Annotated in this window: 11 protein-coding genes; 8 read left to right on the top strand and 3 right to left on the bottom strand. The window is 65.4% G+C overall.

What is annotated here, in order from left to right:
- Positions 1 to 146: 146 nt before the first annotated feature.
- Positions 147 to 1,142 carry a helix-turn-helix domain-containing protein gene (locus tag IB236_RS07440; protein WP_056744009.1) on the bottom strand — a complete coding sequence of 332 codons (996 nt, stop codon included), beginning with the start codon at positions 1,140 to 1,142 and terminating at the stop codon, positions 147 to 149.
- Positions 1,143 to 1,361: 219 nt separating this feature from the next.
- Here IB236_RS07440 and IB236_RS07445 point away from each other — a divergent pair, with 219 nt between their 5' ends.
- The 6 genes from IB236_RS07445 (at position 1,362) to IB236_RS07470 (ending at position 7,672) form a co-directional block, all read left to right on the top strand.
- Positions 1,362 to 2,570 carry an amino acid ABC transporter substrate-binding protein gene (locus IB236_RS07445; protein ID WP_056744007.1) on the top strand — a complete coding sequence of 403 codons (1,209 nt, stop codon included), beginning with the start codon at positions 1,362 to 1,364 and terminating at the stop codon, positions 2,568 to 2,570.
- Between the two features lie 4 nt (positions 2,571 to 2,574).
- On the top strand, positions 2,575 to 3,453 hold the full coding sequence (locus IB236_RS07450) for a branched-chain amino acid ABC transporter permease (protein ID WP_192419831.1): 879 nt from the start codon (positions 2,575 to 2,577) through the stop codon (positions 3,451 to 3,453).
- Positions 3,454 to 3,603: 150 nt separating this feature from the next.
- On the top strand, positions 3,604 to 4,533 hold the full coding sequence (locus IB236_RS07455) for a branched-chain amino acid ABC transporter permease (protein ID WP_056744004.1): 930 nt from the start codon (positions 3,604 to 3,606) through the stop codon (positions 4,531 to 4,533).
- Positions 4,526 to 5,296 (top strand): ABC transporter ATP-binding protein, encoded by a 771-nt coding sequence (locus tag IB236_RS07460; RefSeq protein ID WP_056744002.1) that lies wholly within the window; start codon positions 4,526 to 4,528, stop codon positions 5,294 to 5,296. The genes IB236_RS07455 and IB236_RS07460 overlap by 8 nt, the downstream gene beginning before the upstream one ends.
- Positions 5,293 to 6,003, top strand: a complete 711-nt coding sequence (locus IB236_RS07465; RefSeq protein ID WP_056744001.1) for an ABC transporter ATP-binding protein — start codon at positions 5,293 to 5,295, stop codon at positions 6,001 to 6,003. The genes IB236_RS07460 and IB236_RS07465 overlap by 4 nt, the downstream gene beginning before the upstream one ends.
- A 217-nt stretch (positions 6,004 to 6,220) precedes the next feature.
- The gene (locus IB236_RS07470) at positions 6,221 to 7,672 is read left to right on the top strand and encodes an aldehyde dehydrogenase (RefSeq protein ID WP_192419833.1); all 1,452 of its coding nucleotides are present in this window, start codon (positions 6,221 to 6,223) and stop codon (positions 7,670 to 7,672) included.
- A 63-nt stretch (positions 7,673 to 7,735) separates the two neighbouring features.
- On the opposite strand, the gene tsaD is transcribed toward IB236_RS07470, so the two are convergent.
- A complete protein-coding gene (gene tsaD / locus IB236_RS07475) occupies positions 7,736 to 8,776 on the bottom strand; it encodes a tRNA (adenosine(37)-N6)-threonylcarbamoyltransferase complex transferase subunit TsaD (protein ID WP_192419835.1) in 1,041 nt (346 codons plus the stop codon).
- A gap of 44 nt (positions 8,777 to 8,820) precedes the next feature.
- The gene (locus tag IB236_RS07480; RefSeq protein WP_056743995.1) at positions 8,821 to 9,981 is read right to left on the bottom strand and encodes a branched-chain amino acid ABC transporter substrate-binding protein; all 1,161 of its coding nucleotides are present in this window, start codon (positions 9,979 to 9,981) and stop codon (positions 8,821 to 8,823) included.
- 257 nt (positions 9,982 to 10,238) lie between these two features.
- Here IB236_RS07480 and IB236_RS07485 point away from each other — a divergent pair, with 257 nt between their 5' ends.
- Positions 10,239 to 10,865: an ANTAR domain-containing response regulator gene (locus IB236_RS07485; protein ID WP_056058325.1), complete on the top strand. Its 627-nt coding sequence runs from the start codon at positions 10,239 to 10,241 to the stop codon at positions 10,863 to 10,865.
- Between the two features lie 518 nt (positions 10,866 to 11,383).
- Positions 11,384 to 12,628: a CmpA/NrtA family ABC transporter substrate-binding protein gene (locus tag IB236_RS07490; RefSeq protein ID WP_056743994.1), complete on the top strand. Its 1,245-nt coding sequence runs from the start codon at positions 11,384 to 11,386 to the stop codon at positions 12,626 to 12,628.
- Positions 12,629 to 12,681 lie beyond the last annotated feature (53 nt).

Raw genomic sequence — 12,681 nt, forward strand, 5'->3', positions numbered from 1 at the left:
ACCCACTGGGTCAAGCCCGGGTAAAGAATTGATGCAAGGCAAAGGTCACGCCACTGCATGCCAATGCATGCACATGCGCATGCGTAGAGCGGGTGAGCGTGTTTTACCGCGCAGACGGCCCCACACGCAAGGGGCCGGGGTGCCGCTCAGTGCGCGAGCCGCGATTCGTCCCGCAACAGCACCACCGGCGCCAACGCGCCGGCCCGGTATTCGCTGGGGCTGCACCCCACATGCGAGCGGAACGCGCGGCTGAAATGCGCGCTGTTGCTGAAGCCCCAGGACAGTGCAATGTCGGTGACCGAGCGCTGCGCATGCGCCGGGTGTCGCAGGTCGCGCAGACAGGCCTCCAGACGGCGGCGCTGGATCATGGCGGCCAGGGTTTCCTCGTCATCAGCCACCGCGTTGTACAGGTGCCGTTTGCTGCAGTTGAGCGCCTGGGCCATGCGGTCGATGGTGAGGTCGGGGTCGCCCAGGTGCCGGTCGATGTATTGGCTGATGCGGTCGCGCAGGGCCTCGCGCTGCGACAGCAGGCTCTGCTGCCCGTTGCGCTCCAGCAGCGACAGCTGCACCAGGTGCGTGATCACATCGGCCACGCCGTCGGCGGCGGCGTCGGACATGGTGGGCAGCTCGGCAAACGCAGCGCGCATGGTGTCCCATGCCAGCCGCGACACGCCACTGGTGCCCGAGAACCGCTGCACCATCAGGTCATCGAGCTTGAGCTTGCGCTCGGGCAGTTGTTCCTTGGGGATCATCAGCACCATCTGGCGCACGGCCTCGGGGTTGCTCACGGCATAGGCGCGTGTGGTGTCGTACACGCTCCACTCACCCGGCGACAACCATACCTGGCGACCGTTCTGCTCGAAGCATGCGCGCCCTTCGAGCTGGGCCACCACCTTGATGTAGGCCCGGTCGCTGCCCCGGATGAGGCTGGGGGTGCGCACCACGCGGTGGCGGCTCACGTCCAGCTGGCACAGGTTCACATAGCCCGCCTGGCCCGAGGTGATGTGGCCTGCAAAGGCATCGTCACCAAACGCGTCGGACTCCAGCCCGCCAATCAGGCGCCACACCGCATCGCCCCACAGGTGCAGGCGGTCGCGCGCAGGCACGGCGTCGGTGGATACCTCGGTCAGGGGATGGGCCATGGTGTCTCCAGTGCGGGTTGCGCAAGCCTGATGGTTATGCGGCTGAATTATCGGACGCCCCGTTACCCCGTGCCACCGAGGGAAATCCGGGTAAACCCGCTGCCGCCTGCACGCAGAGGCAAGCGTTTTGTGCACGCTGAGCGCAGCGCGTATGAACGCGTCTGCCTACGATTCCCGGCACGGCGTGCACCACGCAGGCCCCATCCGAGGAGACACACAATGACAGCACACCAACCCTCCAAGCGCCAGTGGATCAAGGGCGCCGCCGCTACGGTCGGCACCCTGGCCGTGGCACCCCAGCTGTGGGCCCAGGGCAGCAGCGCGGCACCCGTGCGCATCGGCTACGCCATCGCCCGCACCGGCCCCTGGGCGGCCGGTGCCCAGGTGAGCCAGGAGCCCAACTACCTGCTGTGGGCTGAACAGGTGAACGCGGCGGGCGGCCTGAGCGTGAAGGGTACCAAGCGCCCCATCGAACTCATAGGCTACGACGACCGCAGCGAAACCGAGACCTGCGTGCGCACCTACGAAAAGCTCATGGGCAGCGACAAGGTGGACCTGATCCTGCCGCCCTGGGGTTCGGGCGCCAACTTCGCCATTGCACCGCTGGCCAACCGCTTCGGCTATCCGCTGCTGGCACCCACGGCGCTGTCGCGCAAGCTGATCGACATGAACCTGCCCTATTTCTTCTCGCTGCTGCAGCAGCCCGACAAGATGATGGGTGCGCTGGTGGACATGCTGGTGGCCAACAACGTCAAGACCATTGCCATCGTCTACATGGACGACCTGTTTGGCCTGGAGAACTTCGCCGCGCTGAATAACGCGCTCAAGAAGACCAGCATCCAGGTGCTGGAGCGTAAGAGCTACCCGCTGGGCGTGAAGGACCTGGCGCCCGTGCTGCGTGGCATCAAGGACCAGAACCCCGACGCCTTCATCGGCATCACCTACCCGCCCGACACCATACTGGCCAGCCGCCAGGCGCGCGAGGTGGGGCTGAACCCCAAGTTCTTCTACGCATCGGTGGGCACGGCCTTCCAGCTGTACAAGAACGTGATGCAGGCCAACACCGAAGGCGTGATCGGCATGGGCTCGTGGAGCGTGAAGACCAGCCCAGAGGCCAAGGCCTACTTCGACGCGCACGTGAAGAAGTTCAACAAGGAGCCCGACCGCTGGGCCAGCGGCCACGCCTGGGCAGGCCTGCAGATCCTGCAGCAGGCCGTGGAAAAAGCGGGTCTGGACCGCAAGGCCCTGCGCGAGCACATCGCCAAGAACGAGTTCCAGACCATTCTGGGCGGCATCCGCTTCCAGGGCAGCGAGAACGCGTCCATCCCCGGCACGGTGAGCCAGTGGCAGGGAAACGACTTCGAAGTCGTGTGGCCCAAGGACCGAGCCACCGCGCAGTTGAACACCGCGAAACCAGCCTGGAAATAACAAAGTGTCTCTGACTTCCTGGGCCGAACTGGTCGCCAGTGGCCTCATTACCGGCGGCATCTATGCGCTGGTGGCCATGGGCCTGAACCTGCAGTACGGGCTGATGCGCATCATGAACATCTCGCATGGCGAGTTCCTGATGCTGGGCGCATTCCTCACCTGGTCCGCGCACACTCTGTGGGGCATCTCGCCGCTGCTGCTGATGCCGCTGGCTTTCATCGCATTGTTTGTTTTGGGTGTGGCGGTGCATGCGCTGTGCTTCAAGCGCCTGGCGGCGCGCGCGCCGAACGTGGACGTGTTCGAGGCGCGCAGCCTGATGGTGGGCTTTGGCCTGATGTTCCTGGTGCAGAACACCGCGCTCCTGATCTGGGGTGGTGACCTGCGTGGGTACGAATACCTGGCCGACCCGGTGCAGATTGCGGGCATGCGCTTCACTGAAAACAAGCTGGTGCTGTTCGGCGTGGCACTGGCGCTGTCGGCCGCGCTGATCGCGCTGCTCAAGCTCACGCTGCTGGGCAAGGCGGTGCGGGCGCTGATGCAGTCGCCCACGGGCGCGCAGCTGGTGGGCATCAACACGCGGCGCCTGCACCCCATGATGTTTGGCATTGGCCTGGGCCTGTCGGGCGTGGCGGGGGCGCTGCTGTCGATGACGTATGAGATTTCTCCGTCGATGGGTGAGCCCTATACCGTGACGGCGCTGATCGTGATCACGCTGGGCGGCTTTGGCAGCCTGGCGGGCAGTCTGGCCGGTGGCTTGCTGCTCGGCGTGGTCGAGGCGCTGGGCATGCACTTCAGCAGCCCGTCTCTCAAGATGCTGCTGAGCTATGCAGTGTTCATCGGCGTGCTCATCTGGCGCCCCAACGGACTGTTCTCAAAGAAATGAGACACCCCCTGAGCCGCTTCGCGTCTTCCCCCTCTCCTTCGGGAGGGGGACGCCACCCCTGGCCTGGCAAAGCCAGTTCCACGGTGGCACTGAGCTGGACCGCGCCAGATTTGATCGCCCATTACGGGGCTGAACACAAAAGATAACTTCATGAAAAATCCATCTTCCAGACCATGGCTCGCGCTGGCAGTGGGCACGGCCGTGGTCGGCACCCTGCCCTGGCTGGTGTCCGAGTTCGTGGCCTCGGTGCTGCTCAGCTGCCTGATGTACATCGCGCTGGCCACCAGCTGGTCGCTGTTCTGCGGCGCCACGCGCTACCTCTCGCTGGCCACATCGGCCTTCTTCGGCATCGGGGCCTATGCCAGCGCCACATTGCTGGAAGTGCTGCCCTGGCCACTGGTGATCGTGTCCGGTGCGTTGATTGCCTCCATCGTGGCGGTTGTGATGGGCGCCGCCGTGCTGCACCTGCGCGGCACCTACTTCGCGGTGCTGACCTTCGGCATGACCGAGCTGATCCGCCACGCAGTCACCTTTGTCGAAAAGCAGGTATCGGGCACCGTGGGCCGCGTGCTCACGGTGGTGCCCAGCAACGAGACCGTGTACCTCACCGTGCTGCTGATCGCGGCGGCGGCCATTGCCACCGCCATTGCCATCCAGCGCAGCCGCTTTGGCCTGGCACTCTCCGGCATTGGCGCCGACGAGCAGCGCGCGCAGACGCTTGGGGTGGACACGCGACTGGCCAAGATCGCAGGCTTTGGCATCACCGCCGCCTTTGCAGGCGCCGTGGGCGCTGCCATGGCCGTGCGCTGGACCTACATCGAGCCCGCAGCCGTGTTCAGCCCCTTCATCGGCTTCCAGACCGTGCTGATCGCGTTGATTGGCGGCGCGACCAGCATTGGCGGCCCCATCCTGGCGGCCATCGTGTTCAGTCTGCTGGCCGAAACGCTGCGCCTGCAGCTGCCCTACGGCTACATGATGGTGCTGGGCCTGCTGCTGATTCTGTGCGTGATGTACTTGCCCAATGGCCTGGCCACGCTGTGGCAACGGCGCAAGCCTGCTGCGGAGGCGCACCATGGCTGAAGCACTTTTGACCATTGACAGCGTGACCGTGCGCTTTGGCGGCCTGACTGCCGTGGATGGCGTGAGCGCCACGCTGCACACGGGCGAGCTGATCGGCATCATCGGCCCCAACGGTGCGGGCAAGACCACATTCTTCAACGCCATCTCGGGCGTGCAGCCGCCCACATCCGGCACGCTGGTGAGCGGCAATGACAACCTCACCGGCAAGGGCCCGCACCACTATGCGGCTCACGGCATTGCTCGCACCTTCCAGACGCCGCGCGTGTTCCCCGACATGACGGTACGCGACAACGTGCGCTTTGGCATGCAGTTCGCGGGCCGCCACCGCCAGGGGCCCCAGGGCCTGCGCAGCGAGGAGGAAATCCTCGCCATGCTGGGCCTGGCGCACCTGGCCGACCGCTCCGCCGCCGACGTGACGCCGTCGCAGCAGCGCCTGCTGGAGATCGGCATGGCCCTGGGCACACGCCCACGCCTGTTGTTGCTCGACGAGGTGGCTGCGGGCCTGACAGAAGCGGAGGTCGATGCCATGGCCCAGCGCATTCGCCGCCTGCGCGACGACTGGGGCCTGACCGTGGTGTGGATCGAGCACGCAGTGACCACCTTGCTCAAGTACGTGGAGCGCGTGCTGGTGCTGCACCAGGGCCGCAAGATTGCCGACGGCACACCCGCCGAGGTGGTGCGCGACCCGCAGGTGATCGAGGCCTATCTGGGTGACGAAATGACCCACAGCGCAGAACACGCGGAACAAGGAGCCACGGCATGACCGGCGCACACCTGCTAGTGCAGAACCTGACCACGGGCTACCACGGCTTTCAGGTGCTGCAAGACCTGGCACTGGAAGCCGCGCCCGGCATCACCGTCATCGTGGGCCCCAACGGCGCGGGCAAGACCACGCTGCTCAAGGCCCTGGCGGGCCTGCTGCCGCGCCAGGGCGCGGTGACGCTCGACGGCCAGGCCGTGCCTGCGATGAACGCCACGGCCTGCGTGCAACGCGGCCTGGCGTTGGTCGCCGAAGGTCGCCAGCTGTTTCCGCAAATGACGGTGACCGAGAACCTGGAGCTGGGCGGCTGGCTGGTGCCATCGCGCGTGCGCGCCGAGCGGTTGCACCAGGCGTTTGAAGACTTTCCCCGCCTCAAGGAACGCGCCCATCAACTGGCCGGCACCATGAGCGGCGGCGAGCAGCAGATGGTGGCCGTGGCCCGCGCCATGATGAGCGGCCCGCGCCTGTTGATGCTGGACGAGCCCTCGCTGGGCCTGGCGCCACGCATGGTCGATGAGCTGCTGGCAATCGTGCAGCGCATCGCCGCACAGGGCATCACCGTGCTCATGGTGGAGCAGAACGTGCGCAAGGCGTTGCAGATTGCGCAGCGCGGCTATGTGCTGGAGCGCGGGCGCATCGTGGCCTCGGGCGAGGCATCGACCCTGCTGCAGTCCGACGTGGTGCGCCAGGCCTACCTCGGCGTGGCCTGAAATCTATGGAGCACCCCCTGAGTCGCTTCGCGCCTTCCCCCTCTCCTTCGGGAGGGGAACGCCCCCAGCGCGGCGGGGCTGCCCTTGCGCGGGGGCACTGGCCTCGGCACCGCCGGTTTCGGGAGCCGTAGGTCATCGCGAAAACCGTGCGGCGCTATCGCCTCCCATCATTTCGATTGCTTCTATTTTCTTTTTTGCCATCCAGGAGATTTATTCCATGACTGCCATTGCCATGTTGATCAACGGCGAGCGCGTGCAAGCCACCGGCGGCGCCACGTTTGAGCGTCGCAACCCGCTGGACGGTTCGGTCGCCACCACGGCACCCGCTGCCAGCGTGGCCGACGCCAAGGCAGCTGCCGACGCAGCCGCAAAGGCCTTCCCGGCCTGGTCGGCCCTGGGCCCCAACGCGCGCCGCGCGCTGCTGCTCAAGGCAGCACATGCGCTGGAGGCCCGCACGGTCGACTTTGCGGTGGCCATGGCGGCCGAGACCGGCGCCTCGGGCATGTGGGCCGGTTTCAACGTGCACCTGGCTGCCGGCCTGCTGCAAGAAGCCGCCGCCCTGACCACGCAGATTGCCGGCGAAGTGATTCCGTCCGACGTGCCCGGCAGCCTGGCCATGGGCGTGCGCCAGGCGGCGGGCGTAGTGCTGGGCATTGCACCGTGGAACGCCCCCGTCATCCTGGGCGTGCGCGCCATCGCCACGCCGCTGGCGTGCGGCAACACGGTGATCCTGAAGGGGTCGGAGCTGTGCCCCGCCACACACGGCCTCATCATCGAAGCGCTGCAGGAAGCTGGTTTGCCTGCTGGCGTGGTGAACTTTGTAACCAACGCTCCGGCGGATGCAGGCGCTGTGGTCGAAGCCATCGTGGCCCATCCGGCAGTGCGCCGCGTCAACTTCACCGGCTCCACCAAGGTGGGCCGCATCATTGCGCAGACCTGCGCCAAGTACCTCAAGCCCGTGGTGCTGGAGCTGGGCGGCAAGGCCCCCCTGCTGGTGCTGGACGATGCGGACATCGATGCTGCAGTCGCAGGCACCGTGTTCGGCGCATTCGCCAACTCGGGCCAGATCTGCATGTCCACCGAACGCATCATTGTGGACAACGCGGTGGCAGACGCGTTCGTGGCCAAGCTGGGCGAGCGCGCCAAGGCTCTGCCCCTGGGCGACCCGCGCAAGGGCCCGGTGGTGCTGGGCTCGGTGGTGGACATGGCCACGGTGCACCGCTGCAACGCCCTCATCGACGACGCACTGTCCAAGGGCGCCAAGCTGGTCTGCGGCGGCAAGAGCGACAGCACGCTGATGCAGGCCACGGTGCTCGACCATGTGACGGCCGCGATGGACATCTACCGCGAAGAATCCTTCGGCCCCGTCAAACCCGTGGTGCGCGTGAATGGTGTGGAGGAAGCCATTGCCTGCGCCAACGACAACGAGTTCGGCCTGTCATCCGCCGTGTTCAGCCGCGATGTGGCCAAGGCGTGGAATGTGGCCGCACGCATCGAGTCGGGCATCTGCCATGTGAACGGCCCCACGGTGCATGACGAAGGCCAGATGCCTTTTGGCGGCGTGAAAAGTTCGGGCTATGGCCGCTTTGGTGGCATGGCGGGCGTACGTGAATTCACCGAACTGCGCTGGATCACCGTGCAGACCACGCCGCGCCACTATCCGTTCTGAGCATCAAAAAAGGTAGCACCTAGCGCATGATTTAACTGCGCCAGGTGCCACTTTTCTTCAAAATCACACGGTGATGGCATCCAGCGGCCAGCGCGGCTTCACGTCAAAGGCGTAGTCGGTGTTGGCCTGCTGCTGCCCTGCCTGCAGCCGCATGGCCGCTGCCATGGCAATCATGGCGCCGTTGTCGGTACACAGGTGCAGCTCAGGGTAGTGCACGCGCACCTTGGCCGCAGCGCAGGCCGCATTGAGTTGCGCACGCAGGTGCCGGTTGGCCCCTACGCCACCGGCGACCACCACACGTTTCAGGCCGGTCTGCTTGAGCGCGGCCAGCGTCTTCTTCACCAGCACTTCGACAATCGCAGCCTCGGTGCTCGCCGCCAGGTCGGCCTTGCTTGCTTCCAGCTCATCGCCCAGCTTCTTGGCCTGCGTGAGCACGGCCGTCTTGAGCCCGGCGAAAGAGAAATCAAGGTTGCCGCTGTGCAGCAGCGGGCGTGGCAGCTTGAAGGCCGTGGCATCGCCCTGCTCAGCCAAGCGCGACAGCGCAGGGCCCCCGGGGTAGCCCAGGCCCATGAGTTTGGCGGACTTGTCGAACGCCTCGCCAGCCGCATCGTCAATGGTCTCGCCCAGAATCTCGTAACGGCCCACGCCATCCACCCGCATCAGCTGCGTGTGGCCGCCCGAGACGAGCAGGGCCACAAAAGGGAACTCTGGCGGGTCGGCGCTGAGGAAGGGCGACAGCAGGTGCCCCTCCAGGTGGTGCACGCCCAGCACCGGCTTGTTGAGCGCTGCGCCCAGCGCGCAGGCCACGCCAGCGCCTACCAGCAGCGCACCCGCCAGGCCCGGGCCGCGCGTGTAGGCCACCACGTCCACATCGGCCAGCGACTGGCCAGACTCGGTAAGCACCTGCGTGGCCAGCGGCAGCACGCGGCGGATGTGGTCACGGCTGGCCAGTTCGGGGACCACGCCGCCATAGGCCTGGTGCATCTCGATCTGGCTGTGCAGCGCATGCGACAGCAGCGTAGGCACGGCATTGCCCGTGGAACGGACCAATGCCACGCCCGTCTCGTCGCACGAAGATTCAATACCCAGGATCAGCAAGCTCATGCCCCGAGTGTAAAACCCGGGGCCGATCCGTCCCGGAGGGCTGTTTACCAGCGGTCCGACCGCATGCGCAACTCCCAGTTGCCGCTGCGCAGCTCGTACACACCCACGGCACCGTAGCGCTGCTCGCCCTTCTCATCCCAGGTCATGGTGCCAATCACCGGGGCATAGCCGTTGATGCTGTGCAGGGCCTTGGTGATTTCCTTGGGGTCGGCGGACTTGGCTTTCTGGATGGCTGCCGAAAGCACATACGTGCTGTCGTAGCTGTAGTGGCCACCGTAGGCCGGAGGCTTCTTGAAGGCGGCGATGTACTTTTCAAGGAAGGGCTTGCCGGTGGTGAACTCCTTGGCTTCCAGCACTGGCGAGGTGGCGTACAGCCCCTGCACGATGCCCGCGCCCTTGGTCATGTCGGTGGTCTTGATGGTGTCGCCACCCAGCAGGCTGACCTTGGTGTGGTCTACCTTCTTGAGCGCTTCGAGCAGCGCCAGGGCCTGGAAGTCGTTGAGGGTAGAGACAATCACCTCCACGTTGGCGGCCTTGAGCTCACCGGCCAGCTCGTCGAAGGCCACGGTCTTGTCGTCGAACGACTTGCGCACCACCACTTCCTTTTTCTCTGCCTTGAGCTGTTCGGCAGCGCCATCGGCGAGGCCCTTGCCGTAAGGGGTGCCGTCGTCCAGCGCGGCGTAGCGGTTGGCGCCCAGCTGCGTGGCCGCAAAGGAGCCGATGGCGCGCGCCTGCAAGGTGTCGTTGGCCACCATGCGGAACGTGGTGGGGAACCCGAGCTGCGTGAACTTGGGATTGGTGGAGATGGCGATCTGTGGAATGTCTTTGGCAGCGTAGATGGGTGCGGTCTCGATGCTCACGCCCGAGTTGAGGTGGCCCACCACGGCTACCACGCCCGCATCCACCAGCTGCTGGGCGACCGCCTTGCCGGTGGTGGCGTCGGCCTTGTCATCCACGGACACCACCTCCAAGGTCACGCGCTTGCCGTCCACGGTGTAGCCGGACTTGTTGAGTTCCTCCACCGCCAGCTTCACGCCATTGAGCAGATCCTGCCCCAGGGCGCCCAGCGGGCCGCTCAAGGGCTGTGCAACACCAATTTTGATGGTGTCCGGCACCTTGCCGCATCCGGTCAGGAGTGCAGCAGTCGCCACTGCGGTCAAGGCCAGGCTGGCCGAGAAGCGGCGCCGGTTCATGTGCTTGTTCATGCAAAAAACTCCATTTCAGTGTGTCTGTGTGACCAGATGTATATGCGACGCTCCGCTGGGTGAGCTACCGGGTATGCCCTCCCACGGTGTCAGTATTAGCAACTTTCAGGCCCCACAACGGGGGCCAGGGCACCCAGGCGTGGCGGGCCTGGGGCCGGTATGGGCCCTGCGTGAAAGCCCATCGCAACGGCGCTCTGGGGCCGTGCACCACCCCGGCGCACCAATTTGTGGCGTAAAAATTGCTTATGCTTACGGGTATGAATGAGGCTTTGCGCATCGTGGTGGTTGCCCCGGATCTGGCAGTCGCCGACCCTGACGACGAACACGCCGTGGAGCAGGCGGAACGGTCGCGGGCGCTGCGCATCGGGCTGCTGGAGAACAACTTCAACCTGGTGGCCACGCTGCCCGCCGACGTGTTTCTGAGCGAGCGCATTGCCCAGCTACAGCCCGACCTGATCATCGTGGACGCCGAGAGCGAGGCCCGCGACGCGCTGGAGCATGTGGTGATGGCCACACGCGACGAACGCCGCCCCATCGTGATGTTCACCAACGATGAAGACACCTCGCACGTGAAGGACGCGGTGGCGGCCGGTGTGTCTGCCTACATCGTGGCGGGCCTGGCACCGCAGCGCATCCGCCCCATTCTGGACGTGGCCATGGCCCGCTTCCAGCACGAACAGGCCTTGCGCGCCGAACTGGCCGACGCCAAAACCGAGCTCAAAGACCGCAAGACCATCGACCGCGCCAAGGGCCTGTTGATGCAGCGCCAGGGCCTGACCGAACAGGCCGCCTACGAAAAACTGCGCAAGACCGCCATGGACAAGGGCCTGAAGCTCGTGGACGTGGCCCAGCGCATGCTGGACGTGATGGATCTGCTGGGGTAAAACCAGATAACAACCCCCTGAGCGGCTGCGCCGCTTCCCCCTTCTCTCGAATGACTGCGTCATTCGGGAAGGGGGACGATGCCCTCGCTGCGGGGCGGCCCTTGCTTGGCATCCCTCGCCTGGGCCGCGCCCAATTCCAAGGCCCCTCCCAAATGGTGCGCCGCACAAAGGCAGTGCGACCACACTGATCACAACAAGAACATCCCTGCTGCAAGCCTTGCAGGCGTGTAGCGCTTATTGATCAAGCGCAGATAGCTATTCATTCCATAGCAACCAGCGCTCCAACATGGCGCAGCGCGCGCTGGCACGCGCTTTGCATTGCACAGTGCAAGACCAATGCAGGTCTGACCACTGACAGCACTGACCCAACGGCGGGCCGGTGCTGGCAAGGAGCCCCGGACCCGTTCCAGGCTCCACCCAGGACAAAGGCGTCCCCACCCGCTCCCGGCGTTGCTTTGATGCAGCCGGGCGCGGTGTGAGGACGCCTTTTTTGTTTTTCACGCCACCAGGGATGCCCCATGACCGATCTGTTGAAAACCAGCCTCAACCGCCGCACCGTGCTGCAGGCCGCCACCGTGGGCGCTGTGGGTGTGAGCCCCGCGCTGCGCGCACTCGTCCACGCAGCGGGCTCCGACGCCCCCGAGAAGAAGGAAGTCAAGATCGGCTTCATCCCGCTGACCGACTGCGCGAGCGTGGTCATGGCTTCAGTGCTGGGCTTCGACAAGAAATACGGCGTGACCATCGTCCCCAACAAGGAAGCCAGCTGGGCGGGCGTGCGTGACAAGCTGGTGAACGGCGAACTGGACTTTGCCCATGTGCTCTACGGCCTGGTCTATGGAGTGCACCTGGGCACCGCCGGTCCCAAGAAGGACATGGCCGTGCTCATGAATCTGAACAACAACGGTCAGGCCATCACCCTCTCCAAGGCCTTGGCCGACAAGGGTGCGGTGGATGGCCCGTCCCTGGCCAAGCTCATGGCCAGCGAGAAGCGTGAATACACATTTGCGGGCACCTTCCCCACAGGCACCCACGCGATGTGGATGCACTACTGGCTGGCAGCGGCGGGCATCAACCCGCTGTCGGGCGCCAAGCTCATCACCGTGCCCCCGCCGCAGATGGTGGCCAACATGCGCGTGGGCAACATGGACGGCTTTTGTGTGGGCGAGCCCTGGAACCACCGCGCCATCATGGATGGCATCGGCATCACGGCCAACACCACGCAGGATATCTGGAAGGACCACCCCGAGAAGGTGCTGGGCACCACGGCCGAGTTCGTCAAGAAGTACCCCAACACCACGCGTGCCGTGATGATGGCCGTGCTCGAAGCCAGCCAGTGGATCGACGCCAGCCTGTCCAACAAGATGAAGATGGCCGAGACCGTGGCCGGCAAGGCGTATGTGAACACGGGCGTGGATGCCATCAACCAGCGCATCCTGGGCCGCTACCAGAACGGTCTGGGCAAGACCTGGGACGACCCCAACCACATGAAATTCTTCAACGACGGCGCGGTGAACTTCCCCTACCTGTCGGACGGCATGTGGTTCCTGACCCAGCACAAGCGCTGGGGCTTGCTGAAGAGCCACCCCGACTACCTGGCCGTGGCCAAGGAAGTGAACCAGGTGGACCTGTACAAGTCGGTCGCCAGCGCCATGAAGATCAGCGTGCCCAAGGATGTACTGCGCACCAGTAAATTCATCGACGGCGTGGTGTGGGACGGCAAGGACCCCGCCAAGTACGCCGACGGCTTCAAGATCAAGGCCTGACGGCAACCCTGCCCCAGCGCCCGCCCGGCCACCCCGCAAGCAAGCCCTGCACA

It is taken from the genome of Acidovorax sp. ACV02, from assembly GCF_014851475.1.
GTDB classification, from domain to species: Bacteria; Pseudomonadota; Gammaproteobacteria; order Burkholderiales; family Burkholderiaceae_C; genus Acidovorax; species Acidovorax delafieldii.